This window comes from Parasedimentitalea maritima, assembly GCF_005771405.1.
GTDB lineage: Bacteria > Pseudomonadota > Alphaproteobacteria > Rhodobacterales > Rhodobacteraceae > Parasedimentitalea > Parasedimentitalea maritima.
Map to the genome: position 1 here is coordinate 172,193 of NZ_VAUA01000003.1, position 18,947 is coordinate 191,139.

The 18,947-nt window shown below is 51.8% G+C and carries 19 protein-coding genes; 10 read left to right on the top strand and 9 right to left on the bottom strand.

Annotated features, from left to right (window positions below; all coding sequences use genetic code 11):
• Window positions 1–220: 220 nt before the first annotated feature.
• Genes FEE96_RS07090 through FEE96_RS24080 form a run of 3 tightly spaced genes read right to left on the bottom strand, consistent with a single transcriptional unit; the run spans window position 221 to window position 1,646 of the window.
• Complete coding sequence (locus FEE96_RS07090) at window positions 221–1,096, bottom strand: helix-turn-helix domain-containing protein (RefSeq protein ID WP_138162322.1); 876 nt, start codon at window positions 1,094–1,096, stop codon at window positions 221–223.
• Window positions 1,093–1,416, bottom strand: coding sequence for a hypothetical protein (locus tag FEE96_RS07095; protein WP_138162323.1), 324 nt, complete (start codon window positions 1,414–1,416; stop codon window positions 1,093–1,095). Before FEE96_RS07095 ends, FEE96_RS07090 begins: the two co-directional genes overlap by 4 nt.
• Window positions 1,413–1,646, bottom strand: coding sequence for a carph-isopro domain-containing protein (locus FEE96_RS24080; protein WP_425467301.1), 234 nt, complete (start codon window positions 1,644–1,646; stop codon window positions 1,413–1,415). Before FEE96_RS24080 ends, FEE96_RS07095 begins: the two co-directional genes overlap by 4 nt.
• A gap of 87 nt (window positions 1,647–1,733) precedes the next feature.
• Between FEE96_RS24080 and FEE96_RS07100 the strand changes: the two genes are divergently transcribed.
• The 3 genes from FEE96_RS07100 to FEE96_RS07110 all read left to right on the top strand — a co-directional run bounded on the left by FEE96_RS07100 (window position 1,734) and on the right by FEE96_RS07110 (window position 3,841).
• Window positions 1,734–2,030 carry a helix-turn-helix domain-containing protein gene (locus tag FEE96_RS07100; RefSeq protein ID WP_138162324.1) on the top strand — a complete coding sequence of 99 codons (297 nt, stop codon included), beginning with the start codon at window positions 1,734–1,736 and terminating at the stop codon, window positions 2,028–2,030.
• A 235-nt stretch (window positions 2,031–2,265) separates the two neighbouring features.
• Window positions 2,266–2,547 carry a hypothetical protein gene (locus FEE96_RS07105; protein WP_138162325.1) on the top strand — a complete coding sequence of 94 codons (282 nt, stop codon included), beginning with the start codon at window positions 2,266–2,268 and terminating at the stop codon, window positions 2,545–2,547.
• A gap of 313 nt (window positions 2,548–2,860) precedes the next feature.
• Window positions 2,861–3,841, top strand: a complete 981-nt coding sequence (locus FEE96_RS07110) for a tyrosine-type recombinase/integrase (protein ID WP_138162326.1) — start codon at window positions 2,861–2,863, stop codon at window positions 3,839–3,841.
• A 19-nt stretch (window positions 3,842–3,860) separates the two neighbouring features.
• Here the strand turns inward: FEE96_RS07110 and FEE96_RS07115 are convergent, their stop codons facing one another.
• Window positions 3,861–4,823, bottom strand: coding sequence for an HNH endonuclease (locus FEE96_RS07115; RefSeq protein ID WP_138162327.1), 963 nt, complete (start codon window positions 4,821–4,823; stop codon window positions 3,861–3,863).
• 559 nt (window positions 4,824–5,382) lie between these two features.
• On the opposite strand from FEE96_RS07115, the gene FEE96_RS07120 reads away from it, so the two are divergent.
• Window positions 5,383–7,149, top strand: a complete 1,767-nt coding sequence (locus FEE96_RS07120) for a hypothetical protein (RefSeq protein WP_138162328.1) — start codon at window positions 5,383–5,385, stop codon at window positions 7,147–7,149.
• 220 nt (window positions 7,150–7,369) lie between these two features.
• Here FEE96_RS07120 and FEE96_RS07125 read toward each other — a convergent pair whose 3' ends face one another.
• The 5 genes from FEE96_RS07125 to FEE96_RS07145 form a co-directional block, all read right to left on the bottom strand.
• On the bottom strand, window positions 7,370–8,206 hold the full coding sequence (locus FEE96_RS07125) for a hypothetical protein (RefSeq protein WP_138162329.1): 837 nt from the start codon (window positions 8,204–8,206) through the stop codon (window positions 7,370–7,372).
• Window positions 8,207–8,530: 324 nt separating this feature from the next.
• Window positions 8,531–9,040, bottom strand: a complete 510-nt coding sequence (locus tag FEE96_RS07130; RefSeq protein WP_138162330.1) for a hypothetical protein — start codon at window positions 9,038–9,040, stop codon at window positions 8,531–8,533.
• 1,197 nt (window positions 9,041–10,237) lie between these two features.
• Complete coding sequence (locus FEE96_RS07135) at window positions 10,238–11,923, bottom strand: tryptophan halogenase family protein (protein WP_138162331.1); 1,686 nt, start codon at window positions 11,921–11,923, stop codon at window positions 10,238–10,240.
• Window positions 11,924–12,505: 582 nt separating this feature from the next.
• Window positions 12,506–13,990: a hypothetical protein gene (locus tag FEE96_RS07140; protein WP_138162332.1), complete on the bottom strand. Its 1,485-nt coding sequence runs from the start codon at window positions 13,988–13,990 to the stop codon at window positions 12,506–12,508.
• Window positions 13,991–14,293: 303 nt separating this feature from the next.
• Window positions 14,294–14,740, bottom strand: coding sequence for a pseudoazurin (locus FEE96_RS07145; RefSeq protein ID WP_138162333.1), 447 nt, complete (start codon window positions 14,738–14,740; stop codon window positions 14,294–14,296).
• A gap of 113 nt (window positions 14,741–14,853) precedes the next feature.
• Here FEE96_RS07145 and FEE96_RS07150 point away from each other — a divergent pair, with 113 nt between their 5' ends.
• The 6 genes from FEE96_RS07150 to ccoN all read left to right on the top strand — a co-directional run bounded on the left by FEE96_RS07150 (window position 14,854) and on the right by ccoN (window position 18,942).
• Window positions 14,854–15,309: a group III truncated hemoglobin gene (locus FEE96_RS07150; RefSeq protein ID WP_138162334.1), complete on the top strand. Its 456-nt coding sequence runs from the start codon at window positions 14,854–14,856 to the stop codon at window positions 15,307–15,309.
• Window positions 15,306–15,797: a hypothetical protein gene (locus FEE96_RS07155; protein WP_138162335.1), complete on the top strand. Its 492-nt coding sequence runs from the start codon at window positions 15,306–15,308 to the stop codon at window positions 15,795–15,797. Before FEE96_RS07150 ends, FEE96_RS07155 begins: the two co-directional genes overlap by 4 nt.
• Window positions 15,784–16,188 (top strand): group III truncated hemoglobin, encoded by a 405-nt coding sequence (locus tag FEE96_RS07160; protein WP_138162336.1) that lies wholly within the window; start codon window positions 15,784–15,786, stop codon window positions 16,186–16,188. The genes FEE96_RS07155 and FEE96_RS07160 overlap by 14 nt, the downstream gene beginning before the upstream one ends.
• A 75-nt stretch (window positions 16,189–16,263) precedes the next feature.
• Window positions 16,264–17,025, top strand: coding sequence for a DUF2189 domain-containing protein (locus FEE96_RS07165; protein ID WP_138162337.1), 762 nt, complete (start codon window positions 16,264–16,266; stop codon window positions 17,023–17,025).
• A gap of 4 nt (window positions 17,026–17,029) precedes the next feature.
• On the top strand, window positions 17,030–17,329 hold the full coding sequence (locus tag FEE96_RS07170) for a TehB family protein (RefSeq protein WP_138162338.1): 300 nt from the start codon (window positions 17,030–17,032) through the stop codon (window positions 17,327–17,329).
• Complete coding sequence (gene ccoN / locus FEE96_RS07175; protein ID WP_138162339.1) at window positions 17,326–18,942, top strand: cytochrome-c oxidase, cbb3-type subunit I; 1,617 nt, start codon at window positions 17,326–17,328, stop codon at window positions 18,940–18,942. The genes FEE96_RS07170 and ccoN overlap by 4 nt, the downstream gene beginning before the upstream one ends.
• Window positions 18,943–18,947: the final 5 nt, after the last annotated feature.

An 18,947-nucleotide genomic window follows, 5' to 3' on the forward strand; every position in this document is an offset into this window, starting at 1 on the left:
GCAATGTCTCGGGCTATTGGGTCTGTCTTGGCTCGCGTTGCCTGTGCCTGGTGGGCCCCGCATATTTCGTCGAGGCTATGAAAATGGATGCGCCTTACCGAGGTGGTGATTATTCCTTTCACTGGAGCCTGTAGAACGCAGTCCCCTGCGACTGGATCAATGGTCACCACGGCAACACCAAACACGATGCCATTTCTTTCAGGATCTGAGTGGGGAGACGTCATAGGTTTATCCCTGCTGTCCGGCATTGCTCGACGGTCACCAGCTGAGCCGTGATGCATTCGCCTGCAGAGGCTGCGGTGATGTGACGACAGATGAACGGCTTGCCTTCCAGGATGGTTTTGGCCCGAGCCTTGAGGATCTTCTTTGGATCCACTGGCTCTTTGGGTTTCGTGACAAGCTGGCGCCAGCGTTTCTGTTTCAGCCAGTTTTCAGAATAGAGGATGTACCGGGGCTTGTTGCCTTCCTGCTCAACCGCATAGGCCTTTGCCCCTGCCAGCACCACCTGTGGGTCAGCCCCCTCGCCCAGCGCGGTGCGCAACTCATCCTCGGTTTTCTCTGCATCGCCCATTCGGGGATAGGCACTCGAGAACTTCGAAATGAAATCCTGAAAATCAAATTCCAAGTCTTGTGTGTGGTCGGCGTCAGCCGGACATAAGGTTCTATAATGGTTAAAAGGATGGTTTGGGTGCATCTCCTGCACCGGTAGGGGTGCATTTCCTGCACCTGTCGGGTGCATCTCCTGCACGGGTGCATTTCCTGCGCCCGCTAGATGTTGTGGGACGGGTGCATTTCCTGCACGGGTCGAAGGGAGCGACAATACGGCGCCTAGGTCGATCCGGTACTCGACAGTGAAGCCGTTTTTGCACTTCCTCTGCCCCACCTCAAAGACAATCCCAGCCGAAACCAGTTCAGAGATATGCGTCTGCACGGTGCGCTTACTCTTCATCTCCAGATCGGCGGCCATGTTGCCCTTGCTGACCCAGATGCCGGATCCGTCGTCGCTGGCGGCGTCAGCCATATACAGCAGGATCGACTTCTTCGTCGGCGAACCAACCGACCGGCGCCTGATCAGTGAGTAGAGTTCAATACTCATGCCGCTCTCTCCCTCGCTTGCTCAAAAAACGCAGGTGCATCCGGATCAGTGAGGATCACCAACAAGGCAATGTGGCTGGCTGGTGAGGTTACCGCTCCCCACCAGTTCAGCGCTGTTTGAAAGCTCACGTCGCAATACAGCGCCACTTCACGCGGGCTGTGGAAACGAGCGCGGAAATACGCTGACCAAAGGTCTGGTGCGCTTGCTTTCAGCTCATACGGGTCAAACTGATTTGACCAAGATCTTTGCCCAGCGCCCGCGGTATTCTGCGGACATGGATTTTCATTGTTCACAACCAGGGTCAGGCGGGGACGGCTCATGCTGCGTCCCTCCCCTTTTCTCCGTCTGGCGCTACTTGGAGAAAAGAGAACATCGAGCGCGGTGGCTCATCTATTCCCTTTTCCCGAGCCATCCGGCACAGCGCGTCATACCAGGAAGCAGGGATTGTCCCCTCCTGCATGTGCGTGTGCACGGTGGTCGGTTTTTTGTTAAGACGCGTGGCTACGGCACGGTATCCGCCCAGCGTTTGGATCAAATTTCGAGTGGTCATACATGCTGTTAATACGATATTTTCGCATTTTCAACAGTGCGATCTAAAATTAGTGCGAATAAATCGTATTTTGGCGGATACATCACCATGGACTATTTAGAGATCGAAAAACGCTGCCGCCGCGGAGACACCTCCCCTGAGGCCATTCACAAACGCCTCATTGCAGCTCGCATGATGTCGAGCTTCAGCCAAAAGGAGCTCGCAGCAAGTGCGGGCATTAAATACACGACCTTTCGGTCACAAGAGCAAGCCGGAGCTCCTTCGGTGCAGCTAATGACCTACTTTCTCTCTGCATTCCAAGTCGACTTTAATTTCATTCTTGGCGGAGACCCCGCCCGACTGCCTTCCGACGTTCTTCAAGAGATACTGAAGCACCTCGACTGACACGCCACCAAACTAAGGGCGCGAAAACCCAATTCAAATTCACGCCTAACAGCAACAAAAACCTGGCTACATGCCTGGATACCATTCGATTCCCCCTAATGTTCACGTTTTATTCTCTTTTTGCGAACTCCGGCAAGCCCCCAATAATGGGGAAGTGTACGAAATTTTCGCATTATACCCTTGACCGATACGAGAATTTCGTATCAAACGGAGTTACAAAACGATGGAGAATTAAATGTCTGAAAAACAAACACAGAACATTCATTTGGCCCGCAAAATAGCCCTGCGGCCAGAAGAATACATTGACGATCCAAGCCAGTTCACGACGGCCTGGGTCGCGCTGAAGGCCGCCCGTGGTCAGAGCATCGACACCAGCCGTCTGCGCGCTGCCCACCTGATTGAGCGCCCCCTGCCCGCCTCTGAGCCAACTGAGGTCGAGAAGTGTTTGCAACGGGTGGCTGAAAAGACCCGCGAACTCATTCAAGCCCGACGATCCAATCTGCCGCCAGCCGCTTGAAGACTTTCGCGATGCTGCCCAGTAATATCACCTTCACCGACACCAGCAGCATGAACTCTGCTGCTGCAGGGGCGCGGCTCAGCCGCCACTCACGTGAACAAGCCGCGCCCCTAAGAACACACCCAACAACAGACAAAGGAGAGTGATCGATGGGTGAGCGACCGGTATTTAAGCCTGCTGACCTGAGACGCGCCGTAACGGAATGGGCGGCACAAGGGTTTTCTGTGCGAATAGAACCCGACGGAAGTGTTTTAATCACTCCACCTACTGCGCAGCCATCCCAAGATCCCTTTGACCTGGTAGATATGAAACGATGAGGCGAGACCTTCCAGCACACGTCTATGACAAGTACGGCATCCTGTATTTCCAGCGAAGAGGCTACAAGTCTGCACGCATTGCCTCACGACCCGGCAGCAAAGAGTTTGCCCTGGAGTACGCCGCGCTGCTGAATGGCGCACAACCTGCCCCACCGTCGGGGAAGACTTTCTCGTCGCTGGTGACGAGCTATGAGCGCAGCCAGCGATATCAGAACCTGGCCCCTCGCACTGCACGGGACTACGACAAGGTGCTGGCATGGGTACGAAAGAAGCTCGGTCCACTGCCAGTCGACAGTATGCGTCGCAAGGATTTGATCCGGGCACGTGACGCCAACGCTGAAACCGTTCGGTTTGCCAACTACATCGTGCAGGTCGTGCGCATCCTGCTCGAGCATGCCATCGATATTGGCTGGCGTGATGACAATCCTGCCAAAGGCGTATCGCTACTGAAATCTGAAACTCCAGCTCGGCAACCCTGGCCACCTGAAAAGATCGACGCATTCAGAAAACACGCCAGCGGGCGCGCGCTGCTGATATTCGAACTGTGCCTTGGGACAGGTCAACGCATCGGGGATGTGCTCAAAATGCGATGGAGTGACATTGAGAGCGACGGCATTAACGTCACCCAAGGAAAGACCGGTACGGTGCTATGGGTGCCCTTCACTGCGCCGCTAAGAACGCTAATTTCCGAAACACCTAAAGTCGGGCCGACAATATGCGCCTGGGGGCGTGGCAAGCCGTCAAGTTACCGCAGCGCCCATGAACTGGTCATGAATGTCCGCAAGCAGATTGATGGGGTTGACTACGACCTACACGGGCTACGCTATTCTGCAGCGGCGGAGCTCGCATCACTCGGTTGCTCAGATGAGCTTATCATGGCCGTAACTGGCCACCAGACACGAGCAATGGTTGCGCGCTACGCTGGGTCTGCCCGGCAAGTATCAAGGGCCAAGGAAGCCCAAAAGCTCCGAAAATGACGGGCCCGCTTTAATGGCCTCAGAGGCCAGCCCAAATCCTATGTGCATTTAGAGCCTCCAAGCTCGGGCGCAGGTTTTCCTTTTCCGGAAAAGCAATGAAACTACCATTCAACATACCATAATGCTCGGATCCGCCAATCTCAGGCGCGAGCAGCACTCTGTATTCTCCGTCGATCGCGAGGAAGCCTTGATCGAAAAGCGAATGGATATCAGCGCGCAACAGCATCCCGTTAGGGATCCCATTTGAATGCTCGCCTTTGTAAGGGGAGATGTGGGCCGCCTCGAGCCCTGCAAGAACATCACAACCGGTTATGCAGCAGCGAGCATCATAAGCTCCGATAAGAGCATTTCGAAAACCTGCCTGGCCGCGCCGCTTGGCCACAAAGGACAGTGCAAACTCGCGCAAATCCTGATCTGACAATTCCCCTTCCGGCGTCTGGGGTTCCGATACGCTAAGAATTTTCGCTCGAGCGGCCGTTGCGTCTTGTTCAATTACTTCCAAATCCAGCTCGCCGTTGTCAGCAAGCCCACTAATCGTAAAATACCCTTTTTCCCAATTCGTAACGAAGCCGAGCCCTAGCACGTCATATTCCGCTCTGGGCTTATCCTGCCGCTTTATGAGGAAGCCCACCGGAATGCGCTGTTCCATGCAGAGCATCAGCCCACGGTTGCCTGCAGACTTATCTCGTTCGGACGGATCGTGCCGCTCCTGAAAATATTGACATGTCCAACTACCATCCGGGCGATACTCCACATCTTTATCCGGATATGGTCCATCCTGCAGTGTACGAACACTCAACGCATGATCTGTATAACTAGGCTTGTATATGCCCTTTGGGGCCGACGATAATCGAACACCCTGGTCAGCGCGGTCCTTCATCTCGGCCCAAGAAACACGGCGTCCGCGGTTTTCATTGAACCAAAGCAAGGCACTTAAATGCGGACCCTCCAAGCCTTGCAGTGCATCATTTAATGTTAGCATCACGCCCCTCTTAACAATTCGTTCACCAAATTTCTTGAAAATCACGCTATGCGTGTATGGAAAGCTGAAGCATCAAAAACAGAAGACAGGCAACCTAGCAAGTGGGGACATGTACTTGCAGTCTCTGAGACAGAAGCGCTGGACCTGTGCCAACGAACCAGCGGTCTCCCGTTCAATTGGGTTCACGCCATGCAGGAGCGTATGCTCTGGCCTGGTGCGTCGGGAGAGATGACAAATTGGTCTGAGTAGCCCTTTTTCCTGCTGTCGCCCCACTTGAGGCGTTTGCGCCGTAACCTGCCGTTCGTGCAAAACACGTCCAACGCCAGTTCCCAGCCCATAATGGACATGGCTGATCCGAACCTCCGACGGGAAGCGAACGTTCCCTGCAAGTGCGAACCAAACTCAAACAGAGTCTCTAAACAGACTTTGCATACCGACTGAAGTACCGTAGCTTGTCTAAATGTTCCGTTACACCTGCGCTTTTCAACGACTATTCAATTGGTTATGCATTCTCTCGATACAATCGATAAGACGATATCATTTAAAGTTCGGAAAAAGTATGTTCCCAAATTATATTCGCGATCTACCGCTCCCAAACGACAGTATTTCACCGAAGCTGAAGTCGCTGCTCACACCAATCGGTTTAGACCCCTTCGAGCGCCCAGAAATATCATCGCGCTATGAGCATGATCAGTACGGCTCGCAATACGAAGCCATCCACATGATTATGGCCTTAACAGATGGGCCTGAGACAATTTCAGTGGACGATTTTGAAGAAACGTCTGACGGCGTCGTGAGCTTTTCAACTCCTATTGTTGACAAATTAGGTGGGCTGACTGACCCAGCCCCTAACATATCAGGCCATGACTATGTCGTGGCGTCTTCCGGGAACGGTTCTTTCTATACTTATCATTTAGCTGAGAAAGTATGGATGACACTAGGCTTGTCACCTCGATGTATCGGCGGAAGTGATCAAAAAATCATATTTGATGATTTATCTCTTCCTGAGTTTGGTGTGGCTGAGGGCGAAATTTCTAGTTCGTATCATTTTGAATCCAGCCGAAACGTCAGTTGGCGAATGTCCAATGAGTACCTTAGAAATTACCTTTGGATGCGTGGAAAATACGGGACGAGGGTTTTCTTTTACGAGGCAAATATTACTGAAACTCCCGATATTACTGCAATGCTGGGTACAGAAACACACGTCACCTTGAAGCCTGAAGGCGGGTGGTATGACCTATGCGTCCAGCGCATCAACAGTGAAGTCCGGGTACAGCTTTGGGCTGTGGTTTGCGCAATCTCTCCCGAAAAATGTCAATTACAATCAGCGGATAACTTGACTTGGCCTGGGGTGAGCGGAGTGATGAATCATCAGCGCGCCAACGCCCTTATGAATACTTCAGTCATGTATCTTTGTGACAGTTTTCTGGATCGCTACGAGCAAAATAGCTTTTACGACACCACACCTTTTTACGGGTATGGCAGTTGGACATGCAATCCATCGTACTCTGGGCAATGGTCCTTCACTGACTGCCGTCGCATAGGTCGAAACTTGATAAAGGTGGGCCTCCGAGAATTGTATAAAGGCAAGCCAGACAGAGAAATAGTTTGGGCGCACTCGCATGTTGTTGCTCAAGGTGTGGTTGATCAAACTGACTTGAGCGAGGAGCATATCGTTGCCAAGGTTCAACGTTTTCTTGAGGCGCTTCTGGACCTTGCGGATGGGCTAGCATGGTTAGCGGAAGAATTGGGAACCGCGAGTGTATCCTGCGAAGAGTTGATTGGTATATCGCGCGAAGAGCTAAGCGCTGAGCGGTGGCTACCTTATCCCAAGCTTAGCCGCCTTGCTCAGGTTGCTCCCCTTGACATGACAGAGCAACAATTTCTCTCACGGTGCAAAGAAATCCATGAACTATGGCAAAAGCTTCCCAATGGTGTCGTCAGGAGGATAGTTGATCAAGGAGGCCACGACGTGAAGACATACAAAGGCTTCGGCAGCCTGAAACTCTTGCAGATTATGACAAATGTTCTCGAGCGGCTTAACCGTAACCACGAGACAACGGCCAACTTCAGTGCAGATCATCAAGATGCAGAAGTGATTGATCGCAATCCTAAACTGGCATCACTTTTCCTGACAGCTGACCTTCGAAATGCAGATGCTCACAACGGTGGATCAGTATCGCAGACACTTAGCGATCTGGGGTTCGATATGTCTCAAACGAATTCAGGCTATGGAAGAGCATTAGACTACGTCTTTGATCAAAATATTACTTCCTTCACCCATGTAGCTGCGGAGGTCAGCGCCTTACGAAAACGAAGTTCTTAGGGTTACCTCGCGGCACGCGGGGATTGGAGATCGATATGCAAAATGAAAGCGTAAAACTAGCTTACTGCTGCAACAATAAGGTCTGCACCGCTGGACAAGACCTCCTGGCCAATGCTCGCTAGTGGGATGTTGCAAACCTGCCGTCGATGTTTACGGTACGAACAACCGCTTTACGATACGGGCAAAAACAGCGCGGGCCTTTTGGCAGGCGGCAATCAGCTTAGGCTGTCCCTAGGTATATCGGCGTTGCCTTCAAGTCGATAAGCGGCACATTACACAATTCATGTCGAAGACTGTTCATCGCACTGTTCACATCGTTCCATGTATTGAGCGCCACGGTGACTTCAAGCGATTTCTCGATAGGTAAGACGGCAAGCGCGTGCTTTCGAAGACTGCCCGTACCATGGATTTCAGGCGTTCTAGCTTTGTCTAACCGTTCAATCTTCTTCATCAAGATGTCCACCGCCGGATCAGGGAAAAACTCGCTAGCGTAAAATCGATCAACAAAGTCTCGGTATAGTGGGGGAATACTTTGAAAATCCATCACAAGCGAGTGCTGTAAGCCTTTGGGCAGATCACTCCACTTTGCAACGATCTTTCTAAATGCCTTCTTTTTACTGTTTGCACTGTGGTAACGCTCATATTTGTCGGGTTCATTGAGAAGAATAAGAAAACCAAGATACTTGTCCCAGAATGACCGAGCTAAGGTAATCACAGAAATCGCTGACTTGAGCATATCGAGCTTTGTTTCAAACATCCAAAAATCCTCAAGTGTGTCCGGCAGGCTATCAGAAAGCTCGTTATGAGCGATCCCGCTGATCTTGCTATTCCAATTGCCTGCAACAACGCCGTTTTCCTGCGCTATGAACGCATAGGTCAGACGCAAGTCCGTGAGGGCCGCGAGTAGCTTTGCGCCATTGTCCCGATGCTCCAAGGTTTGAAATGCATTGGCCATGAAGGTTCCGTATGCACTGGATGGGCCAACTTTTTTGGCGGTGGCCCGACAAACGAATTCATCAAATATCTGGTAATCTGCAAGTGAGTTTAAGGTGAACAATCCAAAGCCCTTTTTGTAACTAGTTTTGCACTATCATGTCTCGGTCTCTTGCCGCTCCACCTTTGCTAAACCAGAGGCTCTCACGTCAGCTTCGCTAACAAAAGATGAAAGTAGGAGGCAGAACTTACGGTAAGATGCTGTTTGATGAAACCCCACCAAAGTCAGGATTGGTCCGCTGATCCGTCGGCCACGACAAGACTTTGCAAAGGTTCCTATCTGCGCATTTCTGACGTTGATGCAGAATGCGTCTAATAGCTGCTCCCAGCCCTTTTACGACCTTGGTGCCCGGCACCGCATCCGGCACTAAGGGCCGTCCAGAACGGTTCACGCCTCGCCAGAAAACTCAAGTGCCTGAACTGCATAGTTTAGAGCATCAGCTGTCGTAGAGTTTACTTTTTTGAATTCTTCCCATGATGCCGAAGGCAATAAAAATCGGGTCTCAGAAGTTTGTGAGGAAATATTTTCAAGAAAATGTTCCATGCCGTCCAAACTGATTAGGGCATTCACCACGATATCGATTTCATCCAGTTCGAGCAGGCCAAGATCGGCTGTAAGCTGCTCAGAAAACAACCTATGTATTCGACCAACAGATAAGAACTCATCGTTTGGGCGCTGAGCTTCAATATTTTTCTTTAGCGCACGTGCATAGTTTCGGAGCTCTGCAGCCAGTATCCGTCGCAGTGCTGTGCGCCTAGAGCCGAGCTGCCTTCTATGTTCCTCTCGCGCATTTTTGGAATTGGCGCGTAGCGTCCAGATTACACCAACAAAACCAACAACACCCACGAGCGTTGTTTGGAATTGCTCTAGGATCGCAAGGAATTCTGGGCTTGTCATCTAATGCCTGCAACTTTTGAGAAATGTGAAGGCAACATGCTCTAGTAATTGTTGGCAAACAACTCCCAATCTGCGCCGACTACGGATTCTCGGTGCTTGATATACTACCATAAATATCTGCTTCGACGGGCCGCATTGCAGCATCGCGAGAGTGAGTTGAGCAGCGGCTTTGGACCGTCCCCGTGATTTTCAAAGTACCCTTTCTGCGTAATGTTGCTGTTGGAGTTAGCCGCAGTGGATGTCCAGTACTCGCCTTATTGAACCAATAACCTTGCACTATTGCTTCGCAACTTTCCTGTTTTGTTTCCACTTCATTCCGCCTATTCCGCAACGCATACTGCATAAAAATCAGCTACTTGGCTACGGATTGCAAATCCGTGTACACGAGTTCGATTCTCGTACTCGCCTCCAAATATTTTCAATGACTTACGGATATCCTCCAATGCAAGGATCGCATATTTTACACAGCGTTTTTCAGATTTGTTCACTGTTCAGCCCCTTTTGCTTGTTTCAGAAGGTGTGACGTCGGCACCTAACGCCTCCTGTGCCTTGGCCTTTGACAGACTGGTTAACGCTGTGACATGGGCTCCGCGACGCTTAGCGAGTTGCACGAAACTACCCGACGGGCGGTGATCAGGACGTTGAAGGTGCTGGATGACTTCAATCGCGAGGGTTCAGGCATCGAGTTGACTTTTCACTGCGCGCAGAGCGGGTTGTGCGCAACCTGAACCGGATCAGCGTGCGGCGTGGTAAACCCAAAATCCGCATCACGATCCTCAACCACTACAACGCTCTTGTCATACCTGACACCGAAGCCGTAGGAAAAATCCGCTTGGGCAAATGGTGGCCCGGCCCAAAGCCGATTTGTGCAACAAGGCCTTTTGGTACTGCGACAGTGGGGCTCCGCAAACTTGGCACCCTCTGGTCCGGTCTGACAGACGTGACGCACACCGACACTATTCGACCAAATCAATTGAGACGGTCCAGCGGCAGATCCCAGGGCAGTCAGCAGCACATCTGGTAGGAGATGTTAGAGGGAGGGCCATCCTCCATATGGTGCAAACTCCAAACAGGTAAGACCGCCCCCCGGTGATCCCCGCCACATTCCACACCAATGGCCCGCATGAAGGCCGGGAGTTAACGCCCCGCCCCTCATTATTATGTCAAAGTGCTCTCAGCGCGGAACACAAAAGAATCCTAGAACAGTTGCAAATCTTTCTCACCGCTTTGGATCTCGGCGAGGTTCGGCATGTTCAGGATTGCCAGGGGTGCTGGTGACTCGCCCGGCATCGCAACTGTCGGCTTCATAGCCGCTCCCATTCCAAAGGCGGGTTGCTTCAGCTCCCCTCGGATATCGCGCAGTAGCGTTTTATGATCCGGCATCGTTTTGATTATCTGCGCAAGGTCAGCTTGTGCGCCCTTCTTCCATTGGAACCAAATCGGTTTCTTCAACGGCCGCAGACGATCGCGGATACCAGCACCATAGCCCGTGTCATAGACCTGTTTGCCCAAAAGAACCGTCTGATAAACACGATAGTCAAATAGCGTGGCGAACTCGATATCGTGGTCCATCGGCAGGCGGTGCTGCCACAGATCCAGGTTCTCGGCCAACCGATCCGATATCTTCATCTCTGTGCGCGCATCGATCCAATATTGGTCATCCGTGCGGTTGCCCAATCTATAGTGCAGGCAGATGAAATCCAGAACCTCTTCATTAAGCTTATTCACCTGCCGATTATATCTTGCCCGCAGGGACGGATCGATGTCTCGCGTGGGCAAGTGCTCAGCGAACCAACGCACCGCATGATCAATCATATGAATCGCAGTACTCTCTAACGGCTCAATAAACCCGCCGGAAAGACCGATCGCCACACAGTTCTTGACCCAAGCATTGCGCACACGCCCGATGCGCAACGGGATCACGCGCGGCGTCGCCCCTTTGCCGCTGTCGCCCAGCCATTCGAGATATTCATCTGCTGCCTGATCATCTGTACGATGCGCGGAAGAGAACACATACCCCGTTCCCACACGGTTGTAGAGCGGCACCCGCCACGTCCATCCTGCACCAAGTGCAGTCGATCGCGTGAGGCTTTCGATTTTCTCTGGATCGGGGTGTCCAATTTGCAAAGCGAGGGCACGATCGTTGGGCAGATAGTCCGAGTACTCCACAAACGGCTCGCCAAGTGCTTTATTGATTATCAACCCGCGAAACCCGGTACAATCTACGACCATTTCGATGTCATGACGGCCCTTGCGCTCTAGCATCAGATGGCTGACGTTGCCCTGCTCATCCAACTCAACCGATTGCACTTCATCTTGGATATGCTCGACACCGCGCTTGGTGCAGATCTTGGTAAGCATGCCTGCAAATTTAACTGCGTCCAGGTGATACGCATACCCAAACCGCTGCTCAAATTCGGGCTGCCCCAATTGACGCGCGCCTTTGCATAGGCGGCCCAAATGATCGTGTGGCGAAATGGACTGAGTAAAATCTCGATCCCCATTGCCAAAGCGCAAGAAATATTCGGCGGCCTCTAGCCCATGCATCATCTGACCGTGAGCAAAGGGATTGACATAATCGATGCGATTACCCTTGGCGTCCTTGTTCCAGTTGCAAAACTTCACCCCAAGTTTGAACGACGCATTGGTCTCGCGGAAAAAGTCCCGCTCTGAAATGCCCGCCTCACGGATCATGCGTGGCATGCGCGGAACTGTGGCCTCGCCGACCCCTACGGTGGCGATATTGGGGCTCTCAATCAGGCAGATGTGGGGACGATCTTTAGGCGCCGAAGTGCGGGAAAACATCATATCCAGGTTCAGCGCGGTCATCCAACCTGCCGTGCCGCCGCCCACAATGGTGATTTTTCGCAAACGATTGTCCATGTATTTTGTTCCCCGATTTCAATACCCTTTCGAACACAATCATGTGATTTTCTACATAAGCAAGGAAATTTGCTAAATAAGTAAATTTGAAGGCCGCTTTTCGACCGCCAACATGAAGCTATCGGTCTTTTTCAACGCGGCTAAAGCCATCATTGCGCTAGCGAAGTTGTGTAGCCAAAGGGGTTGCTCACTGGGTGTTGCGGCCCAAAGTGATCACCGGTTAAGACGCTGCTTCTCTACGGCATCTACCCACATTTGGGCCTCGAAGAGCTCACACCGTAGGAACAAAACTAACGTACAAGAAACAACCTGCCCCTGAACAAAGCTAGCCCATAGACTGGCCCCGGTGGAGAGTGGCCACCAGTCTTGCGGTGAGACATTAACGCATCATGCATACGCCAAAAGACCCCTTTCTGCACTGGAGTAACTTGACCTGCATTTGGTGCTATTTTCATGCAACTGTGAACGACCCTGATACGGTTGTCCGATACTCGAATAGTGTTCCCACTGAAAATTCGAAGGTAGTTCCAAATTGGTCTCGCTAGGAACGCTAATTTGTCACTGCCAGATTGTTCCCCACTCTTAGGCCAAAGCACCGGCAATTTTGGCTAGATTATCAACTGCACCTTTCAGGGCATTTGCTTCATTGGCCGAATTCACAGCACCACGGATGATTGGAAAACTGGAACTTTGCGCTTCTTTATAAGCGTCGACGGCAGTTTCAGCTGCATTGTAAAGCTCCATATGTAGCTCATGTGCGCTCAGCACAGAAACCGCTTTTTCGATGAGTTCAGCATTCGCGATCCTCAACTTTTGCAGGGTTTTGAGTTTGTCACTCTTCTCCACGCCCAACTTTTTGGTAATCAAATGCTCCATATGAGTGAGTTGGTTCATCCCACTTTCAGCACCACCCAACAACTCTTTGGCCTTGTCACGCACCTGATGGGTTTTAGCCAAAAGCTTGGTCATGTCATCTTCGGCAGCTTTACAGCTCTTTAAAAATGGAACACCCAAAATTGACAATAGCTCCTTAGCATTTGCAGAAGGGCTCGCAGCAGTTTTAGCTTCCAGCGCCTTGGAAATGGCTGCAACTTTCTTTTGCACGTCTGCCGCTGCCGCATCTGCACTTTGCGCCAGCTTCTTTATCGTCAGCGCGATACCCACCAGATCCTTGATCATCTTGCCGTAAACAATAACGGCTGTGCCAAAGGATGCCACACAGGCCACTGCCCCGGCGCTGAGACTCAGAACCCCAAAAGCGATTTTTTTAGCGCACTTAATCCGCATCGCCTTTAGGGCATCCCGCCCTTTCAAAAGGTTCTTCCAGTGGTTCTCTATAGCCTTTACACAGTCATCCCCGGCTTTCGACGTGAATTGTTGTAGGTTTTTGTTCGCCAAAGTTTCCAAGCCATCCCATTCCAGAACGTTCAGATGTACAAATTCAACTTCGTCCAGCGCCTTTTTCTTGTACTTTTTGGAAATCTCAGCCTCTGCAACGCGCTGCATCGTGGCCAGGCTCACTCCCTCCACACCCTTGACGAGATCGTCCAGAAGATCGGATGGCAGTTTCATCTCAACCTCAACAACGAAGCTGCTAACCTTCGCTGGATTGACGTTTGAGTATTGGCGGACCTCCGCTTTGGTTAGTAGCGCAACATTAGCTACGGTCTCTTGCGTGGTCTGCGCCTTGATCAAGCGTTTGCGTCTGGCTTCGATGCTCACAAGAATGTCCGAAATGGAATCTGCTAAGTCTCCGGGAGCTTCGCCGCCTTCGTACCAAGCGAGCTTGGCCTTTTTTGCGGATTTCTTCAGCTCCCCCTGAATAACCCCGATCCGACGCATAAGAGCGGGAATTTCGTTGCTCTTACTAAAGGCTGTTTCCTTGTCGAACCAGTCCACCATGCCGCTTGCATCATCTAAGCCCTTCAGGTGATTTCCGATTTTCGAACTTATGGAGACATCCTTGGCCTTTAGCCCAAACGCATCGTTATCCAAAATTTGTTTGATGCAGTTGTCATAGCCGGTCAGCGCCCGCACCCATTGTTTTTGAAAATCAGTTTTGGGCAATTTAAAACTCTCTTCCTACCGTATTGCGAGATATCCTTAGAAAATCCGAAACTGACGGACAATGCTCCTCAGCTTCCTTAACAAGGTTACGTTGCAGAGGTTTTACGTCCCGATCAAGTTTTGTTTGACCACCCTGCAAAGAATACAACGTCCATTGAGCGACTTTGTTGAGCTGTGAATGGTTATCTTCTCACCCATGAGAAGATGCATATCTAAGCGCCGCGGTTGCTGCCCCCATCGACGTGCCTACCGACGGAGGGGGCAGCCCTTGCTTAACTTGGTGTACAAGCTCTTTCGCTCAGACTAGTCAATCGCAAGCTTTGACAGTTGTTCAGTAAAGCGTTGAACGGCCTTTTTGGGAATGCGACCTTCCAGAAATCCTTCGGGGGCTTGCAGGGTTTCGGCCCCAACCGCGACAGTCATCACCATGCCCATGTTGTAATGCGGTTTGCATTTTACGCCGTAAAAACCTTCTGCCTGAAAAACGAATTCAACCTCTTCGTTAATGGCACCTTTGAAGCCCTCCACGCCCGCGGGGACCATCGTCTTCACTGTTTCCGCATTATGTCCCTTGTCCGTCACGAGAAAGCGAACGGTGTCACCCGCATCTACCCTTAAGAACGAAGGTTCAAAAACCATGCGCCCTTCTTCTGATCGGTTCATCATGCGAACCTCATGGATTTCCGCACTCGAAACCGTCGCAAGTCCAGCCAATACAACTGCAATCGCTGTGGTAACAAACTTTGCCATATCATTCTCCAATCTGAGCATTTTTGCCGCACCATCACTTACGATCTTAAATAGGTATTTACAATGCCAATTTAAAAAACTACACCAGCCTTGAACAAAATCGGGGTTGGCTGATGACGAAAACTGCACATAGAACTGCCCTACTAAGGCGCACTGAGGTTCAAAGGCGCGCCGCTGAGATGGGCTTCAACACCGAGTCCATTCGGCTGGTCATAACTGTCTTCTACAGCAAGGTGCGCCAACATCAGGTTCTGGGCCCCCTCTTCCATGCCTCGGTTGCAGACTGGGGCGAACACCTTACAAAAATGGAGCGGTTCTGGCGTGGGGTCCTGTTAAACAGCGGCGAATATTCAGGCAAACCGGTGCAGATACACGCAGGCTTACCCACCCTGGAACCCGATCATTTTCCGATCTGGCTTGCACTTTTCTCCCAAACGCTATCCGAAGTCAGCCCGAATCCAGACTTTACAGTACACATGATGCGGCGCGCGGAAAACATTGCCGTCAGTCTTGTTCGGGGGCTGGGTGGCACTGGCAACGGCGCGGCTTCAACTGAGGTGACGTCATGACACCCAAATTTACATCTGCGGTTTTCTTTATTTGGGCTGGTCTGTCTGTAGGTGGCAACATCCTTGCCGCAGCCGCAAAATTTCAGGTTTCAACACTCACCACGGCGGAGCTGTTGTTGGTGGGCCGTGCTCAGTTCGCTTGGTTGGGGAACGCGGAATGGATCCTCTGTGCGACAGTTCTTTTGCTTTTGGCAGCAGGACGGCAACGTCCAACGCCCGCTCACTGTCTGATCATACTTCTACTGGTGTTACAGCAACATTGGTTGACCCCTTTGCTGCAACTCCGCACCGATATGATCATCGCCGGCAACGTGCCCGATGGCCCTGCATTGCATTTTCTTTTCGTCGGGGCCGAAGTCGCAAAACTTACCCTCCTGATGTTCGCCGGGCTTTTGCAACCTGACACTCAAAGAAAGGCACAGCGTCTGACATGGCAGTTGCCCCGTCACCCTCTCAACTTGAAAGGCTGTTCCGTTGAAAAACTTTGATATTTCCGGTGATCAAATCGACCTTGTAGTGGCTGCCTTTTATGCGCGCGTACGCAAGGATCCACAGCTCGGACCAATCTTTGCCGCAGCGGTCGGCACTTCGCACGAGCACTGGCGGCACCACGAGACCAAAATCGCAAGTTTTTGGCGCAACGCGGTAGGTTTGGATCGAAGTTACACTGGGAGCCCGATGATGGTTCATGTGGAAAACATGGACATTGAACCCCGGCATTTTGCACATTGGCTGACCCTGTTCCGGCAGACAGCATTAGAGGTCCTGCCTCCTGCAACTGCGGATGGGTTGGCCAACTTGGCCGACAAAATTGGCCGAAGTCTGTCTTTTGGCATCCTGCAATACCGCCAACGCGCGGATTCTCCACCGCTTTTCTAAACGAAGCAACCAACTACCCTTTGAATTTCACGGGGCTAGTTGCAAGGCAAGCGACACTTAAAATGAGTAAATGAGATGCATCATTCAAACCAAACGGTCACCTCTAGACGCAAGGCACGCATTCTCGACCAACCTGTTTGGCCAACCGTAAAGCTCTGGCTTGCCTTGGGAGCAGCTGACTTTCGCAATCACCTTGGACATTCAATTCTGTATGGCCTCGGCCTGGTGAGTGTAATCTGGCTAACCCTACTAGCGCTTGGCTACTTCAGGTTGGGCTGGATGATCCTGCCGATGATTTCGGGTGCTATGCTATTGGGTCCGCTGACAACGGTAGGGCTATACCGCATCAGTCGCCGGGCTCAGGGATTGGGGGGGCAAGGTGTCGCCGCACCCGGCCAGATCTTTCTGGTCAGCGTTGTCATGATGGTCTTGATCTTGTCGTGGGTGCGGGCAGCTGTGCTGTTGTTTGCGGTTTTCTTCGGCCTTCGTCCATTTGTCGGCTTTTGGGAAACACTGCAAACATTGTTCACCACACCTCAGGGCATTCTGCTGTTTGTGACCGGATCAATCACCGGTGGCCTGTTTGCAGCGCTTGGTTTTGCAATCTCTGTGTTTTCTTTTCCAATGCTGGTTCAGCGCGACATCGACGGGTTTTCTGCGATGGGTCTCAGCTTTAATGCAACCACCCAAAATTTTCGACTGATGCTGACCTGGGCCACCTGCGTGACTGCCTTGTCAGCCATCGCTGTCCTAACTGGCCTGTTGGCCTTGATCCCTCTCTTTCCAATCCTCGGCTTTGCCACCTGGCATGCCTACGCCGACCTCTTTCAGGACTAAAACCATGACCCAAACCCTACCAGAAAATGCCGTAAAGTATTCGGAAACTCCACTGTTTACCCAAGACACCATTCCGGAAGCGTTACGCCGAGATCACAACACAAAGCCCGGTGTCTGGGGGCAGATCGTCGTCACTGAAGGTACTTTGAATTACCTGCGTGAAAACCTGCCGGCCCAACAAATCCCAGCTGGGGAAACCGCCGTAATCTGGCCTCAGGAACTGCACAAGGTTGCACCAATAGGTTCGGTTGCTTTCAAAGTCGAATTCTATCGCATCCCGGATGCGGGGGAGGACCAGACATGACACGACAATCTGAGATTCTGCTCACTCTGACCGCTGTGTTGTGCGTTCTAGTGCTGGGCATTGCCATCTTGGGATGGGGGGTCGACACCGGCTATGTCCTACATGGCTGGATCATCGCCATCGCAGCCGGCTGGGGTGCGATGTATCTCATAAACCGCCTGACCGATCCCTCTCCGGATATCCCGCTAGAATACAAGGACGACGTAATTAAGTGGGGTGTTCTGGCCTGCTTCGTCTGGGGTGTAATCGGGTTTACAATCGGAGACCTTCTAGCCTGGCAACTCGCATTCCCGTCACTGAACGGTGACATGTCCTGGAGTAACTTTGGCCGCATTCGACCAATTCACACAACTTCGGTGATCTTTGGATTTGGTGGTAATGCATTGCTCGCCACTTCGTTTTATGTTGTTCAACGCACCTCGCGGGCTCGACTGTCCAGTGAAACACTGCCTTGGTTAGTGTTTGGAGGCTACAACCTCTTTGTTGTGCTTGCTGTCACTGGCTATCCGCTGGGGATTACCCAATCCAAAGAATATGCCGAACCAGAGTGGTACGCAGACCTGATCCTGCTGTTCACATGGGTGGCTTATCTGCTGCTCTATATGCGGACGCTTGCCCGCAGAGCCGAACCGCATATCTATGTAGCCAACTGGTACTACCTTGGGTTCATTGTGGTGATTGCAATGTTGCATGTGGTCAACAATTTGTCGGTGCCGGTCTCGATTTCCTACGCCAAAAGCTATCCCCTGTTTGCGGGCGTTCAGGACGCAATGACACAGTGGTGGTATGGCCATAATGCGGTTGGGTTTCTTCTGACTGCGGGCTTCCTTGGGATGATGTACTATTTCCTGCCCAAGGCAGTTGGCCGACCAATTTACAGCTATCGCATGTCAATTCTGGGGTTCTGGGGGATTACTTTCCTGTACCTCTGGGCCGGATCACATCACCTGCATTACACCGCCCTGCCAGATTGGGTTCAGTATCTGGGAATGACCATGTCGATCATTCTGCTGGTGCCCAGCTGGGGATCTGTGTTCAACGGAATTCTCACCCTCAATGGGGCCTGGGACAAAGTACGCACCGACCCTGCGGTACGCTTCATGATGGTGGCAGTTCTGTTCTACGGGCTCACCACGTTTGAAGGTTCGTTTATGGCTATTCGTCCCGTCAATACGTTGAGCCACTATACCGACTGGACCGTTGGTCATGTTCACGCTGGGGCCCTCGGCTGGGTTGCCTTCATCACATTTGGGGCAATGTACAAAATGGTTCCATGGCTCTGGAAACGCGAGAGCATGTACTCGCTGCGGCTCGAAGCCTGGCACTTCTGGCTCGCGCTGACTGGGACCCTGATCTACGTGGGCGCCATGTGGAACAGTGGCATCACCCAGTCCCTGATGTGGCAGACTTACGATCCAAACGGGGCCTTCACCTATGCCTTTATCGACACTGTGGATGCGATGCGCCCCTATTACATAGCTCGCGCGATTGGTGGGCTTCTCTATCTGATCGGGGCGTTGATTGGGTCTTACAATATCTACATGACCGTCGCTGGCCCCCGGCTTCGCGGTGCTGACAAACTTGCGTTGCCCTTGGCGCGACCTGCGGAGTGAATTCA

Bases quoted from the DNA above. Each gene is read 5' to 3' on its own strand.
- FEE96_RS07090 (WP_138162322.1), bottom strand. From the start codon at position 1,096: ATGAGTATTGAACTCTACTCACTGATCAGGCGCCGGTCGGTTGGTTCG.
- FEE96_RS07095 (WP_138162323.1), bottom strand. From the start codon at position 1,416: ATGAGCCGTCCCCGCCTGACCCTGGTTGTGAACAATGAAAATCCATGT.
- FEE96_RS24080 (WP_425467301.1), bottom strand. From the start codon at position 1,646: ATGACCACTCGAAATTTGATCCAAACGCTGGGCGGATACCGTGCCGTA.
- FEE96_RS07100 (WP_138162324.1), top strand. From the start codon at position 1,734: ATGGACTATTTAGAGATCGAAAAACGCTGCCGCCGCGGAGACACCTCC.
- FEE96_RS07105 (WP_138162325.1), top strand. From the start codon at position 2,266: ATGTCTGAAAAACAAACACAGAACATTCATTTGGCCCGCAAAATAGCC.
- FEE96_RS07110 (WP_138162326.1), top strand. From the start codon at position 2,861: ATGAGGCGAGACCTTCCAGCACACGTCTATGACAAGTACGGCATCCTG.
- FEE96_RS07115 (WP_138162327.1), bottom strand. From the start codon at position 4,823: ATGCTAACATTAAATGATGCACTGCAAGGCTTGGAGGGTCCGCATTTA.
- FEE96_RS07120 (WP_138162328.1), top strand. From the start codon at position 5,383: ATGTTCCCAAATTATATTCGCGATCTACCGCTCCCAAACGACAGTATT.
- FEE96_RS07130 (WP_138162330.1), bottom strand. From the start codon at position 9,040: ATGACAAGCCCAGAATTCCTTGCGATCCTAGAGCAATTCCAAACAACG.
- FEE96_RS07135 (WP_138162331.1), bottom strand. From the start codon at position 11,923: ATGGACAATCGTTTGCGAAAAATCACCATTGTGGGCGGCGGCACGGCA.
- FEE96_RS07145 (WP_138162333.1), bottom strand. From the start codon at position 14,740: ATGGCAAAGTTTGTTACCACAGCGATTGCAGTTGTATTGGCTGGACTT.
- FEE96_RS07150 (WP_138162334.1), top strand. From the start codon at position 14,854: ATGACGAAAACTGCACATAGAACTGCCCTACTAAGGCGCACTGAGGTT.
- FEE96_RS07155 (WP_138162335.1), top strand. From the start codon at position 15,306: ATGACACCCAAATTTACATCTGCGGTTTTCTTTATTTGGGCTGGTCTG.
- FEE96_RS07165 (WP_138162337.1), top strand. From the start codon at position 16,264: ATGCATCATTCAAACCAAACGGTCACCTCTAGACGCAAGGCACGCATT.
- FEE96_RS07170 (WP_138162338.1), top strand. From the start codon at position 17,030: ATGACCCAAACCCTACCAGAAAATGCCGTAAAGTATTCGGAAACTCCA.
- ccoN (WP_138162339.1), top strand. From the start codon at position 17,326: ATGACACGACAATCTGAGATTCTGCTCACTCTGACCGCTGTGTTGTGC.